Origin of the sequence: Propioniciclava sp., from assembly GCF_029977985.1 — a bacterium.
Classification (GTDB): domain Bacteria; phylum Actinomycetota; class Actinomycetes; order Propionibacteriales; family Propionibacteriaceae; genus Propioniciclava.
Map to the genome: position 1 here is coordinate 1 of NZ_JARKOT010000267.1, position 26,519 is coordinate 26,519.

22 protein-coding genes and 1 pseudogene are annotated in these 26,519 nt (G+C 71.8%); 12 read left to right on the plus strand and 11 right to left on the minus strand.

What is annotated here, in order from left to right:
* The 3 genes and pseudogenes from Q1K57_RS14360 to Q1K57_RS14370 all read right to left on the minus strand — a co-directional run.
* Positions 1-124 (minus strand): annotated as a pseudogene (locus tag Q1K57_RS14360) (aminoacyl-tRNA hydrolase); the annotation flags it as partial.
* 34 nt (positions 125-158) lie between these two features.
* Positions 159-1,664 carry a mannitol dehydrogenase family protein gene (locus Q1K57_RS14365; RefSeq protein ID WP_300083806.1) on the minus strand — a complete coding sequence of 502 codons (1,506 nt, stop codon included), beginning with the start codon at positions 1,662-1,664 and terminating at the stop codon, positions 159-161.
* Between the two features lie 54 nt (positions 1,665-1,718).
* On the minus strand, positions 1,719-2,438 hold the full coding sequence (locus Q1K57_RS14370) for a DinB family protein (protein ID WP_300083808.1): 720 nt from the start codon (positions 2,436-2,438) through the stop codon (positions 1,719-1,721).
* Between the two features lie 130 nt (positions 2,439-2,568).
* Between Q1K57_RS14370 and Q1K57_RS14375 the strand changes: the two genes are divergently transcribed.
* The 3 genes from Q1K57_RS14375 to Q1K57_RS14385 are packed head-to-tail and all read left to right on the plus strand — an operon-like array spanning position 2,569 to position 4,258.
* On the plus strand, positions 2,569-3,453 hold the full coding sequence (locus Q1K57_RS14375; protein WP_300083810.1) for a WXG100 family type VII secretion target: 885 nt from the start codon (positions 2,569-2,571) through the stop codon (positions 3,451-3,453).
* Positions 3,450-3,758, plus strand: a complete 309-nt coding sequence (locus Q1K57_RS14380) for a hypothetical protein (RefSeq protein WP_300083812.1) — start codon at positions 3,450-3,452, stop codon at positions 3,756-3,758. Before Q1K57_RS14375 ends, Q1K57_RS14380 begins: the two co-directional genes overlap by 4 nt.
* A 14-nt stretch (positions 3,759-3,772) precedes the next feature.
* On the plus strand, positions 3,773-4,258 hold the full coding sequence (locus tag Q1K57_RS14385; protein WP_300083814.1) for a hypothetical protein: 486 nt from the start codon (positions 3,773-3,775) through the stop codon (positions 4,256-4,258).
* Between the two features lie 38 nt (positions 4,259-4,296).
* Here the strand turns inward: Q1K57_RS14385 and Q1K57_RS14390 are convergent, their stop codons facing one another.
* Entirely contained in the window at positions 4,297-4,755 is a 459-nt protein-coding gene (locus Q1K57_RS14390; RefSeq protein ID WP_300083816.1) for a hypothetical protein, read from the minus strand.
* Between the two features lie 484 nt (positions 4,756-5,239).
* Between Q1K57_RS14390 and Q1K57_RS14395 the strand changes: the two genes are divergently transcribed.
* The gene (locus Q1K57_RS14395; RefSeq protein WP_300083818.1) at positions 5,240-6,112 is read left to right on the plus strand and encodes a hypothetical protein; all 873 of its coding nucleotides are present in this window, start codon (positions 5,240-5,242) and stop codon (positions 6,110-6,112) included.
* A gap of 168 nt (positions 6,113-6,280) precedes the next feature.
* Positions 6,281-6,535: a hypothetical protein gene (locus Q1K57_RS14400; protein WP_300083820.1), complete on the plus strand. Its 255-nt coding sequence runs from the start codon at positions 6,281-6,283 to the stop codon at positions 6,533-6,535.
* 15 nt (positions 6,536-6,550) lie between these two features.
* Here Q1K57_RS14400 and Q1K57_RS14405 read toward each other — a convergent pair whose 3' ends face one another.
* Positions 6,551-7,159 carry a hypothetical protein gene (locus tag Q1K57_RS14405; protein WP_300083822.1) on the minus strand — a complete coding sequence of 203 codons (609 nt, stop codon included), beginning with the start codon at positions 7,157-7,159 and terminating at the stop codon, positions 6,551-6,553.
* Between the two features lie 224 nt (positions 7,160-7,383).
* Here Q1K57_RS14405 and Q1K57_RS14410 point away from each other — a divergent pair, with 224 nt between their 5' ends.
* The 3 genes from Q1K57_RS14410 (at position 7,384) to Q1K57_RS14420 (ending at position 17,094) form a co-directional block, all read left to right on the plus strand.
* Entirely contained in the window at positions 7,384-12,882 is a 5,499-nt protein-coding gene (locus Q1K57_RS14410; protein ID WP_300083824.1) for a carboxyl transferase domain-containing protein, read from the plus strand.
* Between the two features lie 189 nt (positions 12,883-13,071).
* On the plus strand, positions 13,072-14,565 hold the full coding sequence (locus Q1K57_RS14415) for a glycoside hydrolase family 32 protein (protein ID WP_300083826.1): 1,494 nt from the start codon (positions 13,072-13,074) through the stop codon (positions 14,563-14,565).
* Positions 14,566-14,721: 156 nt separating this feature from the next.
* Complete coding sequence (locus tag Q1K57_RS14420; protein WP_300083828.1) at positions 14,722-17,094, plus strand: excinuclease ABC subunit UvrA; 2,373 nt, start codon at positions 14,722-14,724, stop codon at positions 17,092-17,094.
* A gap of 20 nt (positions 17,095-17,114) precedes the next feature.
* On the opposite strand, the gene Q1K57_RS14425 is transcribed toward Q1K57_RS14420, so the two are convergent.
* The 5 genes from Q1K57_RS14425 to Q1K57_RS14445 all read right to left on the minus strand — a co-directional run bounded on the left by Q1K57_RS14425 (position 17,115) and on the right by Q1K57_RS14445 (position 21,830).
* Positions 17,115-17,852, minus strand: coding sequence for a hypothetical protein (locus Q1K57_RS14425; RefSeq protein WP_300083830.1), 738 nt, complete (start codon positions 17,850-17,852; stop codon positions 17,115-17,117).
* 173 nt (positions 17,853-18,025) lie between these two features.
* Positions 18,026-19,537 carry an ammonia-forming cytochrome c nitrite reductase subunit c552 gene (locus tag Q1K57_RS14430; protein ID WP_300083832.1) on the minus strand — a complete coding sequence of 504 codons (1,512 nt, stop codon included), beginning with the start codon at positions 19,535-19,537 and terminating at the stop codon, positions 18,026-18,028.
* Between the two features lie 7 nt (positions 19,538-19,544).
* On the minus strand, positions 19,545-20,057 hold the full coding sequence (gene nrfH / locus Q1K57_RS14435) for a cytochrome c nitrite reductase small subunit (RefSeq protein ID WP_300083834.1): 513 nt from the start codon (positions 20,055-20,057) through the stop codon (positions 19,545-19,547).
* 136 nt (positions 20,058-20,193) lie between these two features.
* A complete protein-coding gene (locus Q1K57_RS14440) occupies positions 20,194-20,862 on the minus strand; it encodes a response regulator transcription factor (RefSeq protein ID WP_300083836.1) in 669 nt (222 codons plus the stop codon).
* Positions 20,859-21,830 (minus strand): sensor histidine kinase, encoded by a 972-nt coding sequence (locus Q1K57_RS14445; RefSeq protein ID WP_300083838.1) that lies wholly within the window; start codon positions 21,828-21,830, stop codon positions 20,859-20,861. The genes Q1K57_RS14440 and Q1K57_RS14445 overlap by 4 nt, the downstream gene beginning before the upstream one ends.
* Before the next feature lie 190 nt (positions 21,831-22,020).
* On the opposite strand from Q1K57_RS14445, the gene Q1K57_RS14450 reads away from it, so the two are divergent.
* Positions 22,021-23,214 (plus strand): MFS transporter, encoded by a 1,194-nt coding sequence (locus Q1K57_RS14450; RefSeq protein ID WP_300083840.1) that lies wholly within the window; start codon positions 22,021-22,023, stop codon positions 23,212-23,214.
* A 6-nt stretch (positions 23,215-23,220) separates the two neighbouring features.
* Here Q1K57_RS14450 and Q1K57_RS14455 read toward each other — a convergent pair whose 3' ends face one another.
* On the minus strand, positions 23,221-24,042 hold the full coding sequence (locus Q1K57_RS14455) for a PhzF family phenazine biosynthesis protein (RefSeq protein ID WP_300083842.1): 822 nt from the start codon (positions 24,040-24,042) through the stop codon (positions 23,221-23,223).
* 74 nt (positions 24,043-24,116) lie between these two features.
* Between Q1K57_RS14455 and amrB the strand changes: the two genes are divergently transcribed.
* The 3 genes from amrB to amrS all read left to right on the plus strand — a co-directional run.
* The gene (gene amrB, locus Q1K57_RS14460; RefSeq protein WP_300083844.1) at positions 24,117-24,911 is read left to right on the plus strand and encodes an AmmeMemoRadiSam system protein B; all 795 of its coding nucleotides are present in this window, start codon (positions 24,117-24,119) and stop codon (positions 24,909-24,911) included.
* Complete coding sequence (gene amrA, locus Q1K57_RS14465; RefSeq protein ID WP_300083846.1) at positions 24,911-25,468, plus strand: AmmeMemoRadiSam system protein A; 558 nt, start codon at positions 24,911-24,913, stop codon at positions 25,466-25,468. The genes amrB and amrA overlap by 1 nt, the downstream gene beginning before the upstream one ends.
* Positions 25,465-26,519 (plus strand): AmmeMemoRadiSam system radical SAM enzyme (amrS, locus tag Q1K57_RS14470; protein ID WP_300083848.1); only part of this gene is annotated, 1,055 nt, incomplete at its 3' end. The genes amrA and amrS, both read left to right, overlap by 4 nt.

Sequence of the window (26,519 nt, forward strand, 5' to 3'; positions counted from 1 at the left end):
GTTGCACGCGCGAGTCGGTGGTGTTCACCCCTTGGCCGCCCGGGCCGGAGGCGCGGGCGAACCGCTCGGTCAGGTCGGCGACGGGAACGACGAGGCCGTCCGGGACGCCGGGCCCCGGCGGCACGGACAGGTCAGGCACACCCTCAGGGTAGAGCCGATCACACCCAGTGTTCGAGGGTGGCGCGGGCGCCGATGGTGTGCAGCGAGGCCAAGGCCTCGGTGTACACGGCCGTGAAGGCCGGCTGCTCGGCCAGATCGCCGAACAGGCTCAGGTCGGCGAGGAACGCCACGGGCTCGTCGCGGTTCCGTGCCGCACGCGTCATCACCTCGTCGCGGCGCAGGTCGACGACGTCGATGGGCCGACCCTGCTCGTCGACACCCTCCGCGTAGCGCGCCCAGGCCGCCACGACGAGGGCGGCACGCCGGAACTCGCCACCGTGCGCGAGGGCGTGGTGCACCACCGGGAGGAGGAAGGTGGGGATCCGGTCCGAGGTGAACTCGGCGAGCCGTGCGAGCGTGTCGCGCACCTCGGGGTTGGCGAACCGTTCGATGAGGGTGTGCCGGTAGGCGTCCAGGTCGACGCCCGGCACGGGCTCGAGGGTCGGGGTGGCCTCGCGTTCCATGTACCCGAGCAGGAAGTCGGCGAACAGGGGGTCCTGCGCGGCCTCGTGCGCGTAGGTGTAACCGGCCAGGTGGCCGAGGTAGGCGAGTGCCTGGTGGCTCGCGTTGAGCAGGCGGAGCTTCATCAGTTCGTAGGGCAGCACCTCGTCGACGAGTTGGACGCCGGCGTGCGACCAGGCGGGCCGGCCGGAGGGGAAGTGGTCCTCCAGCACCCACTGCAGGAACGGCTCGCACACGACCGGCCAGTTGTCGTCCAGCCCAAAGCGGTCGCGGAGGGCGGTGCGATGGGCGTCCGTGGTGACCGGGGTGATCCGGTCGACCATCGAGTTGGGGAACGCCACCTCGGCCTCGATCCAGTCGGCCAGGCCGGGGTCGCGCAGCCGTGCGTAGGCGGTGATCATGCGGCGGGCCAGCGAACCGTTGCCCTGGATGTTGTCGCAACTCATCACCGTGAAGGGCGGCGTCCCGCAGGTGTGGCGGCGGGCGAGCGCCTCGACGAGGTACCCGAACGCGGTGGCCGGGGTGGCGTCCGGCTCGAGATCCGCGGCGAGCGCCGCGTCGACCACGAGTTCCCCCGAGGCCTGGTCGACGTGGTAGCCGCCCTCGGTGATGGTCAGGGACACGATGCGGACGGCAGGGTCGACGAGGAGGGCCAGGGCGGCTCCCGGATCGTCGGGGGCGAACAGGTAGTCGATCATCGCGCCCACGACCCGTGGGGTGAGCGTGCCGTCGGGGTGCTTCTCCGTGACGGTGTACAGGTGGTCCTGGGGGGCGAGGGCGTTCCGCATGGCCGCATCGCCCGGCAGCAGGCCGAGGCCGATGATGGCCCAGTCGTGGGCTTGGCCCTGGTTGAGCAGCCGATCCAGGTAGACGGCCTGGTGCGCGCGATGGAAGCCCCCGACGCCGATGTGGACGATCCCCGGCGTCAGCGTCGCCGGATCGTAGGACGGCACGGCGACGCGGGCATCGAGGTCGGGCAGGTGGGTGCGGTTGAGCTGCATGGCGTCGTTGCCTCCGTCGCTCGGGCCGGCGCTCGCCGGCACCGATCAGCCTATCCGTCCGATGACCGACAGCGCCTCTCGGCGCGGGCGGACGCCTCAGTCGCGGCTGGCCAAGGTGTCCAGGTCGCGGGTGGCGTAGCGCAGATGCTCCCACTCCTCCTCGAGGATCGTGCGCAGGCAGGACAGCACGGTCACGCGGTGCTGGGGCCCCCACGGGTTGGGGCGGGTCTCGGCGAGGAGTTCGGGTGTGGCGTCGCCGAGGAAGTCCCGCACCATCGCCTGCCGTTCGGCCCGGATGGCGAGCACCTCGGCGTAGGGCGGCGTCCCGGAGGCGAACACGGCCGGATCGTAGCCGTCGGTGTAGTACTCCACGTTGGGTTGTCCGAGCGGATGGTAGGGGCGCTCGACGCCCAGCACCGCGCCGCGCAGCCACGTGTCGGTGGCCATGACCAGATGGCGGAGCGTCTGGGCGAACGACCATTCGCCGTCCACCTGTTCGTCGACCACGCCCGGCGCCATCGTCGCGGCACGTGCGGTCGCCTTGGCCCACGCCGCCTCGACCGCCGCCCACGCGGTGCGCAGCCCCTCCAGATCGTCGGGGCGCCTCAACTCACGACCGGGGAAGCGCCGGTTGAGCTCGGCGTCCACGTAGCCGGTCACGTCGACCCCGTTCACCCGGAGGACGCCCCCGCCCCCCAGCAGCCACGGCGCGTCGATGTCGACGTCGTCGACCATGACGCCCCGCAGCACCGCTCCCGACAGGTCGGTGCGCACGAAACGGGCGCCGCGCAGGTCGGCGTCGGTGAAGTCGCTCATGGGCCAACTGTCGCACGCTTGGCCGGGCCGGGCCAGAGCGGTCGGGGAGTGCTCCCCATGGCCTGCTCCGGCCGTGCCGCCCTAGCCTGCCTGCGTAATGAATTCCCGCCCGCCACCCCCGGGAGATGACATGAGCACCATGGTCGGAGCAGACATCGCCGAACTGCGACAGCTCGCGAACGATTTCCGCGCCGCCTCGCGGCGCATCGACAGCGCGTCGCGCCAGTTGGCGCCCGCGATCATGCGCGGCTCGTGGCAGGGGCGAGACGCCGACCGCTTCCGCCAGCGCTGGAGCAGCCGGCTGCTGCCGTGCCTCGAGGACGCCTCCGCGACCCTCGCCGAGGCGTCCGAGACGCTGCGCCAGGAGGCCGACGAGCAGGAGCGCGCCAGCGACTCGGGCGGCGGCATCGGCGGCGTCGGCCCGATCTCGGGCGCCCCCTGGCCGCACCCCCTTCCGGATCCCGACGATCCGATCCCGTACCCGCCCGGTGGGTGGCCCGGCCCGTGGCCGCCGCCCTTCTTCCCCGTGCCGATGCCCCCCGGCGGCTGGCCGATCCCGTGGCCGAACGGTCCCTTCGGCGAGGGAGGGCTCTTCGGCGAGGACGGTTTCTTCCAGATCGAGCATCCCCTCGACTGGTTCCCGGGCGGCGAGGTCTCGCTCGCCAAGGGCGACCACTGGTTCACCCCGAACAACACGACGAACGACCCCAACTCGACCATCCCCAAACCCAAACTGACCATCCTCAGCGGCAAGCTGGAGGTGGGGCACGAGTTCGCCTCGGGAGAGCGCGAGGGCCAGATCCTGGGCTTCGACGCGAAGGGTGAGGCGGACGCCCGGGCCGGCCTGTTCGCCAAGGGATCGGTGGCGAGCCCGGGCGAGCTGTCCGCGAGTGGCCAGCTGGTCGCCGGCGTCACCGCGTCGGCCGCCGGTTCGTCGCCCTCGCGAACCACGTCGCCCTCAAGGGCAGCGGCGACGCCTACGCGGGCGCCATCGCCCAGGGTTCCGCGAAGGTGACGGGCACGGGCGTGCACGCCGATGGTGAGGTCTTCGCCGGCGCCAAGGCCGAGGGGAAGGCGGGCCTCGACGTCGGAGGTGTGACCGCCGCTGTCAAGGGGGGCGTCTGGGCCGGCATCGGCGCCCAGGGCTCGGTCGACATCGGCTTCTCTGACGTTAAGTTGAAGCTCGGGGCCTCAGGCGGCGTCGCCCTCGGGGACGGCGGCAGTATCGGCCTCAACGTCGAGATCGACGTCGGCGAGATGGTGGACACCGCCAAGGACGTCGCCGAGGGCGTCGGCAACTTCTTCGACAAGATCTTCTGATCGGGAGAGCAACGATGGACAACCAGAGCACCACTCACCCCGGGGGCCCGGAGTACCTCGAATTCGAGCTGCCCAACGACCAGTGGCGCGAGGTGACGCCGCCCCCCGGGGCGCGCCTCTTCGCGATGCGCGTGGGCGCGTTCCCGACGTTCGCGCCGAGCATCCTCGTGGGGGCGGCAGAGCTGGCCCCCGGCGCGACTCTCGTGCAGGCGGCCGACCTGATGCTGGCCGAGTCGCAGGCCATGGGCAAGGACACGCGGCTCGTCAAGCGCGACGACTCCGCCCCCGATCGGCTCATGCAGGCCATCTCGCTCACCGTGATCCTGGGCGACCGGGATGTCGAGGTCGGCCAGTTCCAGACGCTCATGGAACTGCGCGAGCGCACCGGCGAGCGGCGGTGGGCGCTCGCGTTCACCCTCGCCGCCGCCGCCGAGATCGGCGGCTACCTGGCCGACTACCAGGCGTTCATCGGCAGCGCGCGCGGAGTGCCGAAGGCTTGAGGACGCCGCCGGTGCCGTCTCCGGTTGCCGTCGCCGGCTCAGCCGGCGACCGCGGCGCCGATGGCGACGGCGATGCCGAGGAACGTGCACGCGAGGCCGACCACGGCCATCGCCGCGGCACCCTTCGCGATCGCCCCCAGCTTCGCCCGACCGTGGACGGCCTGGAGGGCGGCGTCCACGGCTCGGTCGACGATACGCGTGTCGAGCCAGTAGTCGACGGCCACCTCGGGTCCGCGCGGCGTGACCGCGACATCGACCCGCCGCTCCACGCGGCGGAGGCGGCCGCCACTCATCGCCCGCCAGGCCGACGCGTAAAGCACACCGAGGGTGGCGTCGTAGGCCTCGTACACGTCCCGGCGCAGGAACGTGCCGGGCCGCTCCTCGGCGAGCACCGTCGTGTAGACCCGCTCGACGCGGTTCTGGCTCAGGATCGGGTTGTAGCGCACGTCACCGGTGTTCCACGCGACGCGGACGGCGTCCGCGCTGGTCAGGACCACATAAGCCGTGCCCTGGAGCTGCTGGCCGAGGTGGAAGGCGAGCTGCTGGACGCCCGGTGTGCCCGAGCGGGGGCGCCCTGACGGGTCGAGGGGGGGCCCACGGGCCGGCGGCCAGCTTGTCCTCCCGGAGGGCGCCCGGCACGAGCGAGAAGGCGTACAGGCCGCCCGCTGCCGCGACCACCATGGGGATCGCCATGAGCGCCCCCAGCGAGGGGAGACCGAGCGAGAGGATCCACGCCAACAGGAGCGAGAACCCTCCGATCAGCGAGACGACCAGGGGTGAGGGTGGGCCGGAACCGTGCATGCCCCGATCATCGCGCACGCGGCGCCTGCCCGCCTCCCCGGCGAGCCGGGCGAGCGCGCCGGGGAGCACGGTGTGTCCCGATCGCCCCGCCGGTCCCGACGCATGGGACCGGACGCCGCGGCGACGCCCACCCCGCTAGCGTGTCGGTGCCTTGACACACCCCCGAAAGGAAAGTCCGCCGTGAGCACGCCCCCCTTCGACCCCCAGCAGCCTCCTGCCCCGCAACAGCCCGCCGGTGGGTACCCGGCGGCCGGCATCCCGCCGCAGTTCGCGCCCACCGCCCCCGCCGCACCCGTGGACCGCAAACCCACGATGGGCATCGTCGCGCTGGCGCTGGCGGTGGTCGGGTTCATCTTGGCCGTCATTCCCGGCGTGATGGTCGTCGCGTGGGTGCTGCTGCCCGTCGCGTTCATCCTTGCGCTGGTCACGCTCTTCCTGAAGGACCAGAAGAAGGGCCTCGCCATCGCGGCACTCATCGTCTCGGTGGTCGGGACGATCGTCGGGCTGATCGCCACCCTGGTCGTCACCGCCATCGCCATCAACGAGGCGACCGGCGGCAATATCACCGTCGCGCCCGTCACCTCGGCGGATTCCACCGGCGGCAGCAGCTCAGGCGGTCCGGATGCGTCCGGCGACCTCGGCACGCGCGAGAACCCCTACCCGCTGGGGTCGGCCATCAGCAACGACGAGTGGACGGTCGCGGTCAACTCCTTCACCGCCGACGCCACCGATCAGGTCCTCGCCGAGAACCCGTACAACGAGAAGCCAGCCGACGGGACGGCCTACGGGCTCATCAACGTCTCCATCACGCGGAACGGCGAGGACGCCCAGTCGCCCCTCTTCGTGTCCGTCGAGTACGTCACCAGCGGGGGCAACGTGGTCTCCACCACCGACTCGGGCGTCGTCGCCCCCGATGCCCTCGACTGGAACGAGCTCTACCCGGGCGCCACTGCCACCGGCAACATCGTCCTGCCGATCCCGGTGGGCGACGACGGGGTGCTCCGCGTCAGCCCGGGCATCCTCGCCGACGAGGTGTTCGTCGCCACCCGCTGACCCTGTTCCGCACGAGCGGCGCCCAGGACCATCCTGGGCGCCGCTCGCGCGTTCGCAGCGGCGAGCGCGCTGGACGGGTGCGGGGGTCAAGTTTCAACAACGGTTCCGTTCGGCGATGGGCGTCTGGTTGGGTGGGGTGGTTGGTTCAGGCCCGGGTGCAGGAGGATCGTGGTCAGTCGCTGGTATCTCGGCATGGCGGCGCTCGTGGGGGCGTCCGTGTGCGGCGTGTCTGCGGTGGTCGTGGCGATCCCGACCGCGCTCGTGAGCCGGCCAGCGCCGGTCTCCGCCGTCTGGACGACCGCCGATCCCGGCGTGCGTGGCAGCACCGTGGTCGTCCAGAGCCGCTCCGGTCCCGACCGCCTCCGCACCCATGCCGCCGGCGTCCCGTCCGGTCAGGCATCCCCCGCTCCGCGCTGGGTGTGAATCGGCGCGCGGTCCTTAGGTGCGCTTCCTCGGCGCCTGGCGGCGCTGGCCACGTCCAGGTGCTGTGCCGCCGGCGTCCCAGTGCTGCAGGTTCTGGCGGTAGATGGCCGCCAGGTCGGGGTGCGCGGCCAGCCCGGCCTCGACGGCGGCGAATTTGGTCCGCTCCCGACGGATCGCCGGGATCTGCACGGACGCCACGAACGCAGCCATCGCCACCAGCGCGACCACAGCGACCGGACGTGACCCCGGCTCCAACCGCGGCCAGGCGATGACGGCTCCGCCCACGATCGCCGCCAGCAGGAAGTAGAGGGACACGTTGCCGAAGCGGTTGGGGTCCTTCACGACCCCGTGCCCGCCGGCCGTGTGCACGGGCACGGCCTCCCGGTCCAGCACGCGCTGGAAGCGACGCCACGCCCAGAGGGCCACGCCGGCCACGACGACGCCGACCCCCACCCAGAACAGCCCGGACCCCACCCCCATCAGGGCGGCCACCGTGCCGGCCACCGCGAGCAGTCCGCCCCACGCGGTCACCACCGCTGCAAGGTCGCGGCGGAGCAGGCGCCCCATGAGCGTGTCCGCCACGTACTCCGCGTACGTGCGCGGCTTCACCGGCCGTTGGACCATGCCCGTCTCCTTCTCCCCCCCGCAGGCTACTGGGTTCCACCCCGAGGCACCCGCGGCGTCCGGCGCGCGCCTGTTGTAGGAACCCCACAAGTGATTCCGCGAACACCTTGGTTTCCCCGGCGTGGATTGGGGCGATTTCGCCGAAAGTTGCCATGCCTGCGTGCGGCCCGCCCCTCACCCGTGGGACATTGCTGTGAGTCCCGCACGCCGTTCCAGGAGGTCACGTGTTCCAGCGCATCGCGATCGTCAATCGTGGTGAGGCAGCGATGCGTCTCATCCACGCTGTCCGCGACCTGAACGCTCAGCACCCCGACGCCGCCCCGATCACCACGATCGCCCTCTACACGGACGCCGAGCGCACGGCCATGTTCGCCCGCGAGGCCGACGAGGCCTTCCCGCTCGGCCCGGCCGCCGACCGCCCCTACCTCAACCACGACCTGCTCGCCCGGGTGCTCCGCGAGGCGCGTGTGGACGCCGTGTGGGTCGGCTGGGGCTTCGTCGCCGAGGACGCCGCGTTCGCCGACCTCGTCACGAGCCTGGGCATCACGTTCATCGGCCCCTCGGGCGAGGCGATGCGCAAGCTCGGCGACAAGATCGGCAGCAAGCTGATCGCCGAGGAGGTCGGCGTCCCTGTGGCGCCTTGGTCGGGCGGCGGCGTCGACACCCTCGAGGACGCCCTCGCCGCGGCCGACCGCATCGGGTACCCGCTCATGCTCAAGGCGACGGCCGGTGGCGGCGGGCGCGGCATCCGCCGCGTCGACACCGCCGACGATCTCACCGACGCCTACCAGCGCACCCGCGACGAGGCCGAGCGCGCCTTCGGTTCGGGGGTCGTCTTCCTGGAGCGGCTCGTCACCGGTGCCCGGCACGTCGAGGTCCAGATCATCGCCGACGGCCAGGGCACCGCGTGGGCGCTCGGCGTCCGCGACTGCACGATCCAGCGCCGCAACCAGAAGGTCATCGAGGAGTCGGCGTCCCCCCTCCTCGCCCCCGAGGACGTGGCCGAGCTGAAGGCGTCGGCCGAGCGGCTCGCTCTCGCGGTGGGCTACGCGGGCGCGGGCACGGTGGAGTTCCTCTACCACCCGGGCGACCGCCTGTTCGCCTTCCTCGAGGTCAACACGCGCCTGCAGGTCGAGCACTCGATCACCGAGGTCACCAACGACTTCGACCTGGTCAAAGCCCAGATCCGTGTCGCGGCCGGCGAGCCGCTGGGCGAGCGCCCGGTCGAGGCGGGGCACGCCATCGAGGCGCGGCTCAACGCGGAGGATCCCGACCGCGACTTCGCCCCCGCCCCCGGACTCATCACGCGGCTCGACTTCCCGGTCGGCCCCGGCATCCGCGTCGACACCGGGGTCGCCGAGGGCGACTCGATCCCCGCCGACTTCGACTCCATGATCGCGAAGATCATCGCGTCCGGCCGCGACCGCGCCGAGGCCCTCGGACGCCTCCGGCGCGCCCTCGCCGAGACCACCGTCATCATCGAGGGTGGTGCGACGAACAAGAGCTTCATCCTCGAACTGCTCGGCCGGCCGGAGGTTGTGTCGGGTCCCGACTGGGCGGACACGGGCTGGATCGACCGCGTCCGCGCCGAGGGCGAGCTCGTGGCGGACGCCCACTCGGGCGTGGCGCTCGTCGCCGCGGCGATCGAGGCGTACGACGAGGCGGAGAAGCTCGAGGTGGCCCGCCTCCTCGAGACCGCCCACGGCGGCCGGCCGCAGGCGGCCCACCAGGCGGGTCTCTCGGTGGACCTCACGCTGCGCGGCGTCGTGCACACGCTCACGGTGTTCCGGGTGGGCACCGACTGCTATCGCGTCCGGGTGGGCGAGGAGGCCGTGGACGCCCGGCTCGAACGCCTGGACGACGTCCACGGACGCCTCCGCGTCGGCGAGGTCACCTACCGCATCGTGTCTGCCACCCACGGCCCGGTGCACCTCATCGAGGTCAACGGCGTCACGCACCGCGTCAGCCGCGACGAGGGCGGCGTTCTGCGCTCGCCGGCGCCGGCGCTTGTCGTCGCCACGCCGGTCGCGGTCGGCGACGAGGTCGCCGCCGGTGCTCCGGTCGTCGTGCTGGAGTCCATGAAGATGGAGACGGTGATCGGCGCGCCCTTCGCGGCCCGCGTGAAGGAACTCCTCGTCATCAGCGGCAGCCAGGTCGAGTCCATGGCGCCCCTCGTCCGTCTCGAGCCCCTCGCCGAGGGCGACGGCGAGGCCGAGGAGGCGGCGTCCGAGCCCGTCGATCTGCCCACGAGCGGGGCCGGGCCGACGGCGTCCGAACGGGCGGCGTCCCTGCTCGGCGAGCTGTCGGCGCACCTCATGGGCTACGACGTCGACGCCGCCGGCAGCACCCTGCCCGCCTACCTCGCCGCGCGCGAACAAGCCCGCGCCGAGGGCGCCGACGTGCTGGCGGGCGAGGTCGAGCTGTTCACGCTGTTCGCCGACCTGGCCGAGCTGAGCCGCAACCGGCCGGCGTCGGAGCAGGCGAGCACCGAGCTGCGCATCCACTCCGATCGCGAGTATTTCCACGGCTACCTGCAGAGCCTCGACACCGAGCGTGCGGGCCTGCCCGAGCAGTTCACCGACCGCCTCGGCCGCGCGCTGGCCCACTACGGCGTCGATGCTCTCGACCGGACGCCCGCCCTCGAGGAGGCCGTCTTCCGCGTCTTCCTCGCCCAGCAGCGGGTCGCCGACGATGTCCAGGTCGTGCTGGCGATCCTCGACCGCTGGATCTCCGAGCCGGTGCCGGACGCCGGCGTCGCGGCCTCGGCGCGTCCGCAACTGGAGCGGCTCGTCCGGGCGACGCAGCGGCGCTTCCCGGCCGTCGGAGATCTCGCCCGGTCGGTGCGGTTCCGCTGGTTCGACCAGCCGCAGGTGGACGCCGAGCGCGAGGAGGTGCTCTCAGGCGTGGCCGCGGAGGTCGAAGCCCTCGCCGCGCATCCGGACGCCCCCGACCACACCGAACGCATCGCGGCGCTGGCAGCCATCCCGGAACGCCTCGTGCTGCATCTCGCCGAGCGCCTGCACCGTGGGATCGGCGGCCCCGAGCCGCTGCTCGAGGTGCTCACCGTCAAGCACTACGGCGATTACGACCTGAGCGACATGCGCGCCGATCTCGTCGACGACCGGCCCGTGGTCGTCGGACGCTACCGGCTCGAGGGGCGTCCGACGGCCGCGATCGCGACCGCCGCGCGGGCCGACGAGTTGGGGGCGAACGGTCCGGTGGCCGACGCCGTCGCGGACGCCCTCGCCCGGCGTCACGCAGGCGACGACGCCGTGGTCGAGCTGTACGTGACGTGGCCCGAGGCGTCCGACCACGCGTCCCTGTCGGCGCAGTTGCAGCCGGTGCTGCAGGCGTGGGCGTGGCCGGGCGGCCTCCGGCGCGTCGTCGTGTGCGTGTTGCCCGCCGAGGGCGAGGTCGACTACGTCACGTTCCGGCCCGACGCCGACGGCGTCCTCGCCGAGGACGCCCGCATCCGCGGCGTCCACCCGATGATCTTCCGGCGCCTCAACCTGTGGCGGCTGCGCGAGTTCGACCTGACCCGCCTGCCGTCGCCGCGCGGCGTCCTGCTGTTCGACTGCGTGGCGCGCTCCAACCCGTCCGACCAGCGGCTGGTGGCGATGGCGGAGGTCAGCCAGTTGGCGGCCGTCCGGGACGCCGCGGGTCACCTGATCGGCCTGCCGCACGCCGAGCGGGCGGTGGAGAACTGCCTGGAGGCGATCCGGCGGACGCGGTCGGCGCGCGGGGCGGCCGGGCGGGCGCTCGACATGAACCACGTGTGGGTGACCGTGTGGCCCGAGATCGACCTCGACCTGCGCGACGTGACCGCCCTGCAGGGCAAGATCACGCCGCTCAGCGAGGGTGCGGGCATCGAGGAGGTCGTCGCTCAAGGCACCTTCGTGCGGCCCGGTCAGCCGTCGATCCCGATGGCGATCCGGTTCCATGCCAAGCCGGGCGGCGGCGTCACAACGACCGTCGAACCCCCGCCCACCGAGCCGCTCCAGCCGCTCGACGACTACACGGCGAAGATCGTGCGGGCGCGGCGGCGCGGGCTGGTGTATCCCTACGAGCTGTCCGGCACGCTGGCTGGGCCCGGCGGGACGCTGGTCGAACTCGACCTCGATCCCTCCGTCGCCGCCGGCGAGCCGGATCGGCTCGTACCGGTGGATCGGCGTCCGGGCCAGAACAAGGCGGGCATCATCTGCGCCGAGGTGACCACCCTGACGCCGCTGCATCCCGAGGGCATCACGCGCATCATCTTGTCGGGCGACCCCACCCGCGGGCTGGGCTCCCTCGCCGAGGCCGAGTGTCGCCGGGTGATCGCGGCGATCGACCGGGCGGAGGCCAAGGGCGTCCCGGTGGAGTGGTTCACGCTCAGCTCGGGCGCGCGGATCTCGATGGACTCGGGCACCGAGAACCTCGACTGGGTGGGGGCGGCGCTGCGCCGGATCGTGCACTTCACGCAGGCGGGCGGCGAGATCAACGTGGTCGTGGCCGGCATCAACGTGGGCGCGCAGCCCTACTGGAACGCCGAGGCGACGATGCTCATGCACACCAAGGGCATCCTCATCATGACGCCGGACTCGGCGATGGTGCTCACGGGCAAGCAGTCGTTGGACTTCTCCGGCGGCGTCTCCGCCGAGGACAACTTCGGCATCGGCGGCTACGACCGCGTCATGGGACCCAACGGGCAGGCGCAGTACTGGGCGCCCGATCTCGTCGGGGCGTTCGAGATCCTGCTGAACCACTACGAGCACACCTACGTAGCGCCCGGCGAGGCCGGGCCGCGGCGGGCGCCGACGACCGATCCGCTGGATCGCGACGTGTCCGACTTCCCGCACGTCATGCCCGGCTCGGACTTCACGACCGTGGGGCAGATCTTCAGCGCCACCCACAACCCGGACCGCAAGAAGCCGTTCGACATCCGCACCGTCATCGCGGCGGTGTGCGACGCCGACCATCCGCGCCTCGAGCGCTGGGCAGGCATGGCGGACGCCGACACCGCCGTCGTCATGGACGCGCGCATCGGCGGGCACTCGGCGTGCGTGATCGGCATCGAGTCCAAGCCGGTGCCGCGGGCGGGCTTCCCGCCCACGGACGGTCCGGACACCTACACGGCCGGCACGCTGTTCCCGTTGTCGAGCAAGAAGGTCGCGCGCGCCCTCAACGCGGCCTCGGGGAACCGGCCGGTCGTCGTGCTGGCGAACCTGTCGGGCTTCGACGGGTCGCCGGAGTCGATGCGGAACCTGCAACTGGAGTACGGCGCCGAGATCGGCCGGGCGATCGTCAACTTCGACGGCCCGATCGTGTTCTGCGTCATCTCGCGGTACCACGGGGGCGCGTACGTGGTGTTCAGCAAGCGGCTCAACGACAACCTGACGGTGTTGGCCATCGAGGGATCGTTCGCGTCCGTCATCGGCGGTGCCCCAGCGGCGGCGGTCGTCTTCGCCGGCGATGTGCGCAAGCGGACGGCGTCCGACCCGCGCGTGGCGAACCTGGAGGCCCGACTGCGGACCGCACGTTCGGAGGCCAAGGCGGCGTTGCAGGTGGAGTTGGCCGATGCGCGCGCGGCCGTCCGGGCGGAGAAGATCAGCGAGATCGCAGCCGAGTTCGACGCGGTGCACAACATCCACCGGGCGGTCGAGGTCGGTTCCGTGGACCGAGTGATCACACCGGCGGAGTTGCGCCCGGCCATCATCGCGACCATCGACCAGTTCGTGCGGTAGCGCGCGCCAGCGGCGCCGAGGATCGCGGAGCCTTACCGGCCGCAGCGCCGGCGTCCGCACCAGCGGGAGAGCAGCCGCACCGAGGTTGAGTGCGCCTCGGTGCAGGCGCAACGCGCGGGCTGCTGGTCCGAGTTGAGTCAGTTGATCCGAAAACCGTCTGTCCAACGTTGGACACGCTAGCGTGACCCCATGACAGACGACCTCATGCAGCGCGCAGCTGAGGCAATGGCCGCCTCCCGCGCCGGCGAAGACCCCGACCGCCCCATCTTCCACGTCGCCCCGCCGGTGGGGCGTCTCAACGACCCGAACGGGCTGCTCATCAAGGACGGCACCTACCACGCCTTCTACCAGTTCAGCCCGTTCTTCCCCGAGCGCGGAGTGTTCTGGGGGCACGCGACCAGCGACGACCTCGTCCACTGGGAGACGCACCCGCCGGCCATCGCCCCCGACCGCGACTACGACCGTGACGGCGCCTACTCGGGCAACGCCTTCTTCAACGGCGACGAGGTGTGGCTGTTCTACTCGGGCAATGTCCGCCCGGGCGACGTGACCCGCGCCAGCCACCAGTGCCTTGTCACCACCCCCGACCTGGTCCATTTCACCAAGTACGAGGGCAATCCGATCATCGACTCCGCCCCCGACGGTTTTACCCCGCACTACCGCGACCCCCAGGTCTGGACCGACACCGACGGCTCCTACCGCATGGCCATCGGCGCCAAGCGCGTCGGCAACATCGGCGCCATGGTGTTCCTCCGCTCCGACGACCTGCTGCACTGGCGCTACGACGGCGACCTCTCCTTCCCGGACGCCGCCGGCGCCTTCGACCACTTCGGCTACATGTGGGAGTGCCCGAACTTCCTCACGATGACCGACGAGGTCACCGGTGAGACCAAGGACGTGCTCATCTTCAGCCCGCAGGGCATCCCCGCGCGCGAGGAGGCGTTCCGCAACATCTTCGCCGTCGGCTACGTCGTCGGCCGCCTCGACGGCACCGCATTCCACGAGGTCACCGACATCACGGAGATGGACGCCGGCTTCGAGTACTACGCCCCGCAGGTCTTCAAGCGCGCCCCCGGCGACGAGGGTCCGGTCACCTACATCGCGTGGGTCGGCAACTCGGCCACCGACGACCACCCGTCGCTGCCCGACCACGGCTGGATCCACTGCCTGTCCGTCCCCCGCACCCTCACCCTCCACGACGGCAAGCTGCGCCAGCAGCCGGTCGTCGGCACGGGGGAGCTCGGCCTCGCCCCGCTCGCCGTCGCCGGCCAGTCCCTCACCGACACCACCACCGCCCTCGCCGAACTCGACGGCATCCGGTCGTTCGTCCTCACGCTGCACCTCGATCTGTCGGACGCCGCCGCTGCGACCCTGCGGCTGGGAACGGAGGAGTGCCACGTGTCGGTGGCGTTCGCCGAGGGAAAGATGACCGTCGATCGCAGCACGGCCCGCTACCCGCGCTCGCACGACGCGCGCAAGATGGTCCGTTCGGTGACGCTGCCGGAGGGCGACGAGGTCGATCTGCTCGTCGTGCACGACCGCTCGGTGACCGAGCTCTACCTGGCCGACGGCGAGATCGTCTTCAGCCTGCGCAGCTTCCTGGAACCCGACGGCTTCGGGGTCACCTTGACCGCCGACGGCACCGTCGGGGTTCGGGAGGCCGCGGCCCTCGAGATCCACTGACCACCGGATCCCAGCACGCGACGCTCCGAGGCCGCCCGGCTGCGGCGGGCGCCGGCCGTCGCGTGCTGGGATCGTGTGTGCGGCGGGCCGTGCCGGGATCGCGTGGTAGCGCGCGGTGGTCGTGTGCGGTGGGTCCGAGGGATAGGCTGCGGCCTCATGCCGCACGCTGCCGACAGCCATGACCTGATCCGCGTGGAGGGCGCCCGGGTGAACAACCTCAAGGGCGTCAGCGTCGAGATCCCGAAGCGGCGGCTCACCGCCTTCACCGGCGTGTCCGGGTCGGGGAAGAGCTCGCTCGTGTTCGACACGATCGCCGCCGAATCCCAGCGCATGATCAACGAGACGTATCCCGCGTTCGTGCAAGGGTTCATGCCGACCCTCGACCGCCCCGATGTGGACACCCTCGACGGCCTCACCACCTCGATCATCGTGAGCCAGGAGCGGCTCGGCGCGAACGTGCGCTCGACCGTCGGCACGGTGACCGACGCGAACGCACTGCTGCGCGTGCTCTTCAGCCGCCTCGGCGATCCCCCCATCGGCTCACCGCAGGCGTACTCGTTCAACGTGCCCTCGGCGACCGGTGGGGGAGCGGTCACCGTTCAGCGCGGCGACAAGACCATCGCCCAGAAGGCGTCGTTCTCGGTCGTCGGCGGCATGTGCCCGCGTTGCGAAGGCATCGGCCACATCAGCGACGTCGATCTCACGGCCGTCTACGACGCGACCAAGTCGCTCTCCGACGGGGCCCTCCTGGTTCCCGGCTACTCCATGGACGGCTGGTACGGCCGCATCTTCGCGGGCTCGGGGTTCTTCGACATGGACAAGCCGATCGCGAAGTTCACCAAGCGCGAGCTGCACGACCTGCTCTACAAGGAGCCCACGAAGATCAAGGCCGAGGGCATCAACGTCACCTACGAGGGCGTGCTTACGAGGATCGGCAAGTCCATGCTCAGCCGGGACCCGGACGAACTGCAGCCCCACGTGCGCGCCTTCGTCCAGCGCGCGGCGACGTTCAAGACCTGCCCGGACTGCGACGGCACCCGCCTCACCGCGGGCGCCCGGGCCTCGAAGATCGCGGGCCTCTCCATCGCGGACGCCTGCGCGCTGCAGATCTCCGACCTCGCCGCCTGGGTCGCCGCCCTCGACGAGCCCTCCGTCGCCCCCCTGCTCGCCAGCCTCCGCCACCTGTTCGACGCGTTCGTCGAGATCGGCCTCGGCTACCTCAGCCTCGACCGCGCCTCGGGCACCCTCTCGGGCGGCGAGGCGCAGCGCATCAAGATGATCCGCCACCTCGGCAGCGCGCTCACCGACGTCACCTACGTCTTCGACGAGCCCACCATCGGGCTCCACCCGCACGACATCGACCGCATGAACGCCCTCCTGCTCCGCCTGCGCGACAAGGGCAACACCGTCCTCGTCGTCGAGCACAAGCCCGAGGCCATCGCGATCGCCGACCACGTCGTCGACCTCGGCCCCGCCGCCGGCTCGGCGGGCGGCGAGATCGTCTTCCAGGGCCCGGTCGCCGGGCTGCGCGCCTCCGGCACCCTCACCGGACGCCACCTCGACGACCGCGCGCGGCTCAAGGAGGAGGTGCGGACGCCGTCGGGCGCCCTCGAGATCCGCGGCGCCGCCCTCCACAACCTGCGCGACGTCGACGTCGACATCCCCCTCGGCGTGCTCGTCGTTCTCACCGGGGTGGCGGGCTCGGGCAAGTCATCCCTGATCGCGGGCTTGGTCGAGAAGCGCAACGGCGTCGTCGTCATCGACCAGGGCGCCATCAAGGGCTCGCGCCGCTCGAACCCCGCCACCTGGACCGGAGTCCTCGAGCCCATCCGCAAGGCCTTCGCGAAGGCCAACGGTGTCAAGCCCGCCCTGTTCAGCGCCAACTCGGCAGGGGCGTGCCCCACGTGCAACGGGGCCGGGGTGATCTTCACCGAGCTCGGCTTCATGGACACCGTCACCACCACCTGCGAGGTCTGCGACGGCAAGGGCTTCCAGGCGGCCGTGCTCGAGTACAAGCTGGGCGGCCGCGACATCCACGAGGTCCTCACGATGCCCGTCACGGACGCCCGCGCCTTCTTCGCCGACGGCGAGGCCCGGACGCCCGCCGCCGCGAAGGTCCTCCAGCGGCTCGTCGACGTCGGTCTCGGCTACCTCACCCTCGGCCAGCCCCTCACGACCCTGTCCGGCGGCGAGCGCCAGCGCCTCAAGCTGGCGGCCCGGATGGGTGAAGCGGGCGACATCTACGTCCTCGACGAGCCGACCACGGGCCTCCACCTCGCCGACGTCGCCCAGCTGCTCGCCCTGCTCGACCAGCTCGTCGATTCCGGCAAGACCGTCATCGTCATCGAGCATCACCAAGCCGTCATGGCGCACGCCGACTGGATCATCGACCTCGGCCCCGGGGCCGGCCACGACGGCGGTCGCGTCGTCTTCGAGGGCACCCCCGCCGATCTGGTCGCCGAGGCGTCCACCCTCACGGGAGAGCACCTCAAGGCCTACGTGGGTGCGAGCGCTTCCACCAACGGCTGATCGGCTCGGCCCCGGCACCGTCAGGGTGTCGGCGCCGGCGAGCCGATCGCCTCGGAGTCCTGCAACCGCTGCAGGTGTTCGGTGACGCTCGAGGAAAGGTCCGAGCCGGGGTCGAGCTCGATGACGCGGTTCCACGCAGCCTCCGCTGCGCCGATGTCGGGCGGGTCGGTGCTGAGGTAGAGGAAGCCGAGGTTGTACCAGGGATGCGCGCTCGTCGGCGAGATCTCGGTCGCCTTCAGCCACTGAGCCTTGGCGTCGTCGAAGCGCTGCACGTTGTAGTAGGCCACACCGAGCACCAGTCGCGAGTCGAGGTCGTCGGGCCTGGCCGCCACGAACTTCTCCAGCCAGGACGCCGACGTGTCGAACTGCTCGGCGCGGAAGTACACATCGGCCAGAGCGCGGATGCTCACCAGGTCGTTGGGGTCGGCGTCGACCTTGGCCTGTAGCTCGGCGGCGAGCGCCTCGTCCAGGGCGGGCGGGGTGGTCGCGGCGGCGACCGGCGCGGCCGTCATGGAGGAGACGTCCGGGTGCCCGTCGGGGAGGGCGGTGGCGGGCCGTCCGGCGAAGTAGATCGACCAGACGAGCGCCCCCGCGAAGAGCAGCACCGTGACGGTCACCACCCCCTTGGCCGGACGCCGCCGCTCGCGGACGCGCGGGCGTTCGGTCTCGTGGGCGTCGCCGGTCTCGAGGTCGAGGGCGTAGTCGTCGTACAGATCGCCGTCGAGCTCGGCCGGGCGGGACGAGGATGCTCGGACCATGGTCCCCTCCTACCGGGTGTGCCCCCACTCTCGGCCCGTCGCGGCCGCGCGGACCATCCTCCGCCGGGCACGAATCTGGCACAGGGGGGCACAACAACGCGGACCCCACCCCTACCGTCGGGTAGGGATGGGGTCCGTGGCGGGAGCCCGGGTCCGAGGCGGGCTGCCGGTCCTTACGGGGTGGTGGGGGCCGATGCCGTCTCCGGTGCCTGAGGACTCGGCGTCGGCGAGGCTGGCGGCGGCGTGTACTCCGGAACCGGGGCCGGGGACGGCGCCGAGGCAGGCGGGTAGGTCTGTCCCAGCAGGGCCAGCTGGCCGCGCCGGGCGGCGTCCGTCGCCTGGTTGAGGATCTGGTTCGTGTAGGCGGGGGCGTGGAAGCCGCGGCTGTTCTCGCTCGTCACGTAGTCGACGATGAACTGCGCCTGCCGCTGGTAGGCCCACGCCTCCTCGATCCGCGCCTGGTCGGTGCCGTTCTCGCGCGCCTTGACGATGTCGGCGATCAGCTGGTCGAGGGCGTCGAACGCGGTGTTCTTGGTCTCCTCGTACCGGTTGTGGATCGTGTCGACCCGCGCCCGCATCTCCTCCTCCGACGTGCGGTGGCAGGTGAGGCAGGTGGTGTTGATCGTCTCGTTGGTGCGCATGGGGCTGGCGACCTGGTGGTCGGTGATCTTCGCGGCGCCCTCACGCTTGTACGGCATGTGGCAATCGGCGCAGGTCACGCCCGCCGACGCATGGACGCCCTGGCTGAACGTCTCGAAGTCGGGGTGCTGGGCCTTGATCACGGGGGCGCCGGTGAGCTTGTGCGTGAAGTCCGACCAGCCGATCTCGTCGTAGTAGGCCATCGCGTCGTTCACGGTAAGGCCCTTCTCCCAGGGGAAGGTGAGGGTCTTCTCGTCCCCGGCGAAGTAGTACTCGACGTGGCACTGGGCACACACGTACGTGCGCATCTCCTTGGCCGACGCCATCGTGTTCACGTCGAAGTTCGCGACGCTGCCACCGGCCTCGGAGGCCTTGTACTCCTTGATGCCCTCGATGAACGCCGGGCGCGTCACACGCAGCTTCATCGTCGCTGGGTCGTGGCAGTCGATGCAGCCGACCGGATGCTGCGCGTAGGTCGTCGCCTCGCTATAGGGCATCTTGTTCATCGCGGCCCAGCCGGCGGCGGCGTCCCCGTTGCCGAGGGTGTTGACGACCTCGGGCAAGGACGCGTGGCAGTTGAGACACGCGCCGGGCTGCTTGAACATCGTGACGCGCTTCACGAGGCGCTGGTCCTCGAGCATGTACATGTGGCCGCGCGGCTCGTTGTACTCGACCGAGAACGCGTAGCCCTGCCACATCGTCACCAGGCGCGGGTCGGCCTCGAGCTTGCTCTTGGCCATCACCGTCCGCGGGTCGTCGGCGGTCGGCGTCCGGAGCAACTGCTCGTCGGCGGGCATCTCCTGGGTCTTCAGCCAGCCCTCGTACTGCAGCGGGAAGTTCTGACCCCACACTGCAGGGTCGTAGGTGGTGTCGGTGAGCTGCACGACCTGGAAGTACGGCTGCTGGGCTTCGGTGCGCTTGGTGAAGATGTCCACCAGCAGCGCCAGGACGCCCACGGCCACGACCGCGCCGAGGACGAGGACGGTCGCGATGAACCCCCACCGGGGCTTGCGGCCCCCGACCTTCTCAGTGGTTGAGGTACTCATTCTCACATCACCTCATGTGTCCGACGTTGGCGTGGCATTGCAGGCAGTCGATCTGGTCGTCGTGGGACGCCCCCGCGCGCGTCATGCGGATGTCGTCCGTGAGACCCGCGTGGCAGTGCAGGCAGGACTCCTCGGCGATCTTGCGGTTGACGTCGCGGATCTTGATGTTCTCGGGGTAGGCGCCCGTGGTGAACTTCAGGGAATGCCAGAACCCGTTGTCGGCCTCCGAGATGAGCCAGGCGACGGCGTCGTCGTGGGGGGAGTGGCAGTCCTGGCAGGTGGCGGCGTGGCCGTGCGGGCCGCGGGTCCACGAGTCGTAGTTCTCCTTCATGGAGTGGCACTGGAGGCACGCGCCCGGGTCGTGGCCGAAGTAGGCGGCGCCGCCGGCGTAGCCGAACGTGAACACCATGAGGCCCACGAGGATGCCCGTCAGCGCACCGACGAGGGGCAGGAACCAGCGCCAGGACGAACCGATGTTCACCCTGAACCAGTCGAGGACCACCTCGACCCAGCGGCGCATGGCCCACCCCCTCCGTTGTCGGCGTCCGCACGGGACCCCTCCCGGCCATCGTGATCCGCGCCGGGGCGGTCCAGCCATCCGGCAGGGGATAGAAAGAAGGTAGAACCGGAGATACACCCCGTCGGCGCAGCGGGCGTCAGTGGTGGGGGCGGCCGATGCCGTGGCGGACGACGTAGGTGGCGGCCTGGATGCGGTTGTCCATGTCGAGCTTGGCCAGCGCATTGTGGACGTGGTTCTTCACGGTGCCCTCGGTGATGGACAGCCGGACGCCGATCTCCTTGTTCGACAGTCCGTCGGCGACGAGGCGGAGCACGTCGAGCTCGCGCTGCGACAGGACTGGACCCTCCTCGGCCACCTTCGCCCGCGGCGCGTCCCCCGCGCGGATCGCGCTCAGCAGGCGGCCGACGAGGGCGGGCGACACGGGGTTCTCGTTGCGCAGCGCGGACCGGATCATGTCGAACAACTCGGCGGGGGCGAGGTCCTTGAGGAGGTAGCCGTGGACGCCGAGCCGGACGGCGTCCAGCAGGTGCACGTCGTCGTCGCTGACGGTCAGCATGACGATGCGCACGTCGGGCAGTTCGACGCGCAACCGCCGGGCCGCCTCGATGCCGTTCATGACAGGCATCTCCACGTCGAGCACCACCACGTCGGGCCGCAGCTCGATCGCCGCCTCCACGGCCAGGAGACCGTTCGGCGCCTGTCCGACGACCTCCAAGTCGGCCTGGGTGTCGATGAGCTGGGCGATCGCCTGCCGGAACAGGGGCAGGTCGTCGGCGAGCAGGATGCGGGCGGGCCGGTCCGTCATGCGCTCAGCTCCTCGTCCAGGCGGAGATCGGCCGGCACCACCACCTGGACGCGCGTGCCGGCCCCCGGGGCCGATTCCACGACGAGCCGCCCGCCGAAGCCGGCCGCGCGTTCGCTCATGGACGCCAGCCCGTAGCCCGCGTCGGCCGACCGCGCGACGGCGTCCGGGTCGAAACCGCGGCCGTCGTCGGCGACCGTGAACGTGGTGGCGTCCCCGGAACTGCGCACCTCCAGCGTCGCCGCGGACGCCGCCGCGTGCTTGCGCACGTTGCTGAGCGCTTCCTGGATGATGCGGATGACCTGGGCCTCGGCGTCCGGGGCGAGGGCCAGCCCGGCGCAGTCGGCGTCCAGCCGGGTCGGGATGCCGGACAGGCGCGAGTAGCGCTCGAGGTAGGCGTCGACGTGCTCGAGGATCGCCGGGTGGGGGAGGTGGGCGTCCTTGAGACCCATGATGGCCTCGCGGACGTCGGCGTAGCCGTCCCGGCAGAGCTGGGTGAGGGCGTCCACCTCGCCGGAGAGCTTCTCCGAGGCGCGGATCTCGGGGTGCACGCCGAGGACCTGCAGCTTGAGGTGGGCGACGCCGAGGATCTGCGCGACGCTGTCGTGGAGCTCCCGCGCGATGCGGTCGCGCTCGGTGAGGGCGGCGGCGTGGCGTTGGCTCTCGAGGTCGCGCAGGGCGCGCTCGGCGGCGAGCTCTTCTTGATGATGGACGGCCTCGGCGTGGGCGCGGCCGATGAGGCGGTACATGATCCAGCCGAAGGCGGCGGACGCGAGGACGATCGTGGCGCCGATGACGAAGAAGCCGGTCTCGTGGCCGAGCAGGCTGTACAGGACGGGCCGCACCGCCAGGACGACGCCGATGAACACGACCGGCACGACGAGGCCGACGAGGCGGACGGCGCGCAGGTCGTCGTCGCCGAGCCGGCGCGGGCGGGTCCGCGGCGGGGCGTCGGAGGGTGTCGACGACATGGCGGACCGTCCCCCTTCCTGACCTGGCTGCGGACCTCATTCGCGGGGCTTCTGGACGCGAGTCTAGGGAGAATGGGCGGCGCTGCGGGCAGACGTGACCGAATCGCGGCCTTTTTCCCGGTCCGGCTTGTGGGAAGGCGGGCGGGAAGGGCGGGTGTCGCCGTCGGTCGCGACCCCTACAGTGAGGCGCATGACGAAGCTTCGGCGGCAGGCGACGTGGGTCGCCGTCGCCGCCGTGGTGCTCATCTCGCTGAACCTGCGGCCCGGCGCGACCGTGCTGGGGCCCATTATCGCCGAGGTGCTCGCAGGGCTGGGGCAGGGGGCGGCGTGGGGCGGCGTCCTGACCGCGTTGCCCGGCGTGTGCTTCGCGTTCTTCGGCAGCCTCGCCGTCGCATTCTCTTTGCGCGTCGGGCTCAATGGCGCCCTGTGGCTCGGCATGGCCGCCGCGGCGATCGGGCTGGGCGTCCGGGCGTGGGTGTCGGATGCCGCCTGGTTCCTCGCGCTCACGGTGCTGGGGTTCGCAGGCATCGCGATCGGGAACGTGCTGGTCCCCGCATTCATCAAGCGGCGCTTCCCCGAACGTGTGGCGACCCTGACGGCCGCCTACAGCACGTGCCTGGCGGTGGGGGCGACCACGGCGTCCGCGCTGGCGGTGCCGATGGCGCGGTCGCTCCCGGGCGGCTGGCGGGCGGCCCTGTTCGGGTGCGGCCTCACCGCCTTGGCAGCCGTGGTGCCGATGGTGGCGGTCGCGGTGACGGACCGGTCCGCAGGGGTGACCCGACGCCGGGACAAGGGGCCGAGCCTGCTGAGGTCGCGGCGCGCGGTGGCGCTCGGGGTGTTCTTCGGGATCCAGTCGATGCAGGCGTACGTCCAGTTCGGCTGGGTGTCACAGATGTTCCGCGACGGCGGGCTCGACGCGGCCTACGCGGGGCTGCTCGTGTCGATCATTCCGGCGTTCGGCATTCCGGCGGGGCTCGTCATGGCACGCCTGGTGGACCGCGTCGCCGACCTGCGGCCCGTCGTCGTGGTGATGGGGGTGCTGCTGGCGGTCGGCTACCTCGGCATCCTGTATGCGCCGACGTTCCTGCCGTGGCTGTGGGCGACGGCGCTGGGGCTGTCCGGAGCGGCGTTCCCGATGGCGCTGGCGCTCATCACCGCCCGCTCACGCGACCCCCACGTGACGGCGCGGCTCTCCGGGTTCGGCCAGACCATCGGGTACACGTTCGCCGCGCTCGGCCCGTTCCTGGTGGGGGTCGTCCACGGGGTGACGGGTGGCTGGGCCGTCCCGTTGTGGGTGCTCATCGCCTCGTCGGTGGCCATGGTGGTCGCCGGCTTCGGCGCGGTTGCGCGCGGCTACGTCGACGACGACCTCGCCGGCCCCTGATCCGCGTCAGGACTCCAGCGCGACCGTGCCTGACACCACCACGGACGCCTCCCCACCGATCCACACGTCCGTGCCGTCGTCGTCGACCGTGACGATGCCGTTCCGCCCGATCGCCCTCCCCTGGCTGACGGTGTACCGCGCCGGCACCAGCCCACGCATGCGCAACCACTGCGCGAGCGCAGCGTTGAGGCTGCCGGTGACCGGGTCTTCGCCCCCCTCGAAGAGGCCCCGCACCTCGTACGCGTGCGGCCCCTCGTCCGCCAGTGCGCACAGACCCACCAGTCCTGCGCGGACGCCGGCCTCCGGGCTGATCGCCCGCAACGTCGTCAGCGAGCCGAGCTGCAGCATCGGCCACGCCGGCCCGTTCACGCCCCACTCGTGCGCGACCACGTCGGCCGGCCCGATCCCGAGGGCCGGCAGGAGGCGGTCGAGGGTGGCGGTGTCCACCGGGCCGGTGCGCGTCCGCGGCGGCGCGGCGAAGGCGAGCGTGGCGCCGTCCAGCCGCACCGGGACCAGCCCGGCCCCGCACTCCTGCACCACCCGTCCCGCGGTGGCGGGCACGCCGCCGGTCGCCAGCCAGGCGCGCGCCGAGCCCAGGGTGGGGTGGCCGGCGAACGGGTACTCTTCGAACGGCGTGAAGATGCGCACGCGGTAGTCGGCGAGAGGATCGGTGGGCGGCAGGAGGAACGTGGTCTCCGACAGGTTCGTCCAGCGGGCGAAGGCCTGCATCGCCGCGGTGTCGAGCCCGGCGGCGTCCACCACCACCGCCAGCGGATTTCCCGTGAGAGGGCCGGACGCGAACACATCGACCTCAAGGTAGCGGCGCACGCTCGGCACCCTACCGGCCTCCGCCGGGGTTCGGCGGTGGAGGTAGGCTGGATCCCTCCCGAGGGGGTTGGACGATGACGATCAGACCGCCTGCCGTTGCCGGATCCTTCTATCCGGCCGATCCTGCCCGCTTGGCGGCCACGGTCGACCGCCTCCTCGCGGACGCCGCCTCTCCGCCCGTGCCCGGGCGCGTGAAGGCGCTGGTCAGCCCGCACGCCGGCTATGTCTACTCCGGGCCGTTCGCCGCCCGTGCCTTCGCCACCGTCGCGCCGTCCGTTGACTCCGTGACGCGGGTCGTCGTGGCGTGCCCCACCCATCGCGTGGGCGTCCGCGGGGTCGCACTGCCCGGCGCGGACGCCTTTGCGACCCCGCTCGGCGCCGTACCCGTCGACAGCGACGCCCTCGCCGGCCTCGCCGGCCTGCCCCAGGTGGTGACCCGTACCGATGTGCACGCCGACGAGCACGCCCTCGAGGTGCAGTTGCCCTTCCTGCAACGGGTGCTCGGCCCGTTCGCCCTCGTCCCGCTCGCGGTCGGCGAGGTGTCTCCCGAGCAGGCCGCCGAGGTCCTCGACGCCGTGTGGGGCGGCCCCGAGACCCTCGTCGTCATCAGCTCCGACCTCTCGCACTATCTGCCCTACGACCGGGCCCGGGCCCGGGATGCCGCCACCCTCGACCGCATCCTCCGCGTCGAGCCGCCGGTCGGCCCGGACGACGCCTGCGGCGTCCGGCCCCTGAACGGCCTGCTCACCGCCGCCCCGCGGCACCGCCTGCGCCCCACCCTGCTGGGCGCCGGCAACTCCGGCGACACGGCGGGCGACCGGTCCCGCGTCGTCGGTTACGCGGCGATCGCCTGGCACGAGGAGGAGTGATGCTCGCGCTGCCCGCCGACGCCGGTGGCGTCCTGCTGCCCCTGGCCCGGGCAGCGATCGCCGATCGCCTCGGGCTGACCGCCCCGCGCGCGGCGCAGCCGCCGTGGTTGGACGCCCCAGGTGCCTGCTTCGTCACCCTCACGACCGACGGGCGGCTGCGCGGCTGCATCGGCACCCTCGTGGCACACGCGCCCCTCGGTGAGGACGTCGCCGCCAACGCCCGCAACGCGGCGTTCCGCGACCCCCGGTTCGAGCCGCTGCGCTCCGACGAGTTCGGAGGCGTCCGGGTCGAGGTGTCGGTGCTGGGCGAGCCCGAACCGCTGACGTTCGCTTCGCGCGCCGACGCGCTGGCGCAACTGCGGCCCGGCATCGACGGCCTCATCCTCACGGCCGGACGCCACCGCGCCACCTTCCTGCCCCAGGTGTGGGACCACCTCGGCGACGCGGACGCGTTCGTCGACGCCCTCCTCGCCAAGGCCGGACTGCGCCCCGGACACTGGCCGCACGACCTCGCCCTGGCGCGCTACGGCGTCCGGGCGTGGGCGGAGGAACCATGAGCCATCATCCCGCCCGCTACTGGGAACGCACCGACGATGGGCGCGTCCAGTGCAACCTGTGCCCGCGCGAGTGCCGCCTGCGGCCGGGCCAGCGCGGCTTCTGCTTCGTGCGGGCCAACGAGGACGACCGGCTCGTCCTCACCACGTACGGGCGGTCGTCCGGGTTCGCCATCGACCCCATCGAGAAGAAGCCGCTCAGCCACTTCTGGCCCGGCACGAGCGTCCTCAGCTTCGGCACCGCCGGCTGCAACCTGGGCTGCAGGTTCTGCCAGAACTGGGACATCTCGACCTCCCGCGCCATGGATCGGCTCGCCGACGAGGGCACCCCCGAGCAGATCGCCGACACCGCGGTGGCGCAGGGGTGCGCCGGGGTCGCCTACACCTACAACGACCCGGTCATCTTCGCCGAGTACGCCATCGACGTCGCCCAGGCGTGCCGCGCGCGTGGGCTTGCCAATGTCGCCGTCACCGCCGGCTACGTGAATCCCGAGGCCAGGCGCGACTTCTTCGCTGTCATGGACGCCGCCAACGTGGATCTCAAGGGCTTCAGCGACACGTTCTACCGTCGGCTGACCGGGGCGCACTTGCAGCCGGTCCTGGACACGATCGCCTACCTCGTCCACGACACCGACGTGTGGGTCGAACTGACCACCCTCGTGATCCCGGGGCACAACGACTCCGACGCGGACCTGGCGGCGCTCAGCCGCTGGGTCGCCACCGAGTGCGGCCCCGACGTGCCGCTGCACTTCAGCGCCTTCCACCCCGACCACCGGATGCGCGACGTCCCGCGCACTCCGCCCGCCACCCTCACCCGCGCCCGCTGCCTCGCCCTCGACGCCGGGCTGCGGTACGTCTACACCGGCAACGTCCACGATCCGGCCGGGCACACGACGTGGTGCCCTGGCTGCGGGCTCGCCGTGATCCGCAGGGACTGGTTCCAGGTCACCGATTTCCTCCTGGACGCCGCGGGCGCCTGTCCCGGGTGCGGCACGGTCGTCGCCGGCCGGTTCGGCCGGCCGTCCGACCGCTCGCGCCGCCGGTCCCTGCCCGT

Coding starts and splice junctions, on each gene's coding strand:
- Q1K57_RS14420 (WP_300083828.1), top strand. CDS start 14,722: ATGCCGCACGCTGCCGACAGCCATGACCTGATCCGCGTGGAGGGCGCC.
- amrB (WP_300083844.1), top strand. CDS start 24,117: ATGACGATCAGACCGCCTGCCGTTGCCGGATCCTTCTATCCGGCCGAT.
- Q1K57_RS14375 (WP_300083810.1), top strand. CDS start 2,569: ATGAGCACCATGGTCGGAGCAGACATCGCCGAACTGCGACAGCTCGCG.
- nrfH (WP_300083834.1), bottom strand. CDS start 20,057: ATGCGCCGCTGGGTCGAGGTGGTCCTCGACTGGTTCAGGGTGAACATC.
- Q1K57_RS14370 (WP_300083808.1), bottom strand. CDS start 2,438: ATGAGCGACTTCACCGACGCCGACCTGCGCGGCGCCCGTTTCGTGCGC.
- Q1K57_RS14450 (WP_300083840.1), top strand. CDS start 22,021: ATGACGAAGCTTCGGCGGCAGGCGACGTGGGTCGCCGTCGCCGCCGTG.
- Q1K57_RS14415 (WP_300083826.1), top strand. CDS start 13,072: ATGACAGACGACCTCATGCAGCGCGCAGCTGAGGCAATGGCCGCCTCC.
- amrA (WP_300083846.1), top strand. CDS start 24,911: ATGCTCGCGCTGCCCGCCGACGCCGGTGGCGTCCTGCTGCCCCTGGCC.
- Q1K57_RS14445 (WP_300083838.1), bottom strand. CDS start 21,830: ATGTCGTCGACACCCTCCGACGCCCCGCCGCGGACCCGCCCGCGCCGG.
- Q1K57_RS14440 (WP_300083836.1), bottom strand. CDS start 20,862: ATGACGGACCGGCCCGCCCGCATCCTGCTCGCCGACGACCTGCCCCTG.
- Q1K57_RS14385 (WP_300083814.1), top strand. CDS start 3,773: ATGGACAACCAGAGCACCACTCACCCCGGGGGCCCGGAGTACCTCGAA.
- Q1K57_RS14405 (WP_300083822.1), bottom strand. CDS start 7,159: ATGGTCCAACGGCCGGTGAAGCCGCGCACGTACGCGGAGTACGTGGCG.
- Q1K57_RS14425 (WP_300083830.1), bottom strand. CDS start 17,852: ATGGTCCGAGCATCCTCGTCCCGCCCGGCCGAGCTCGACGGCGATCTG.
- Q1K57_RS14430 (WP_300083832.1), bottom strand. CDS start 19,537: ATGAGTACCTCAACCACTGAGAAGGTCGGGGGCCGCAAGCCCCGGTGG.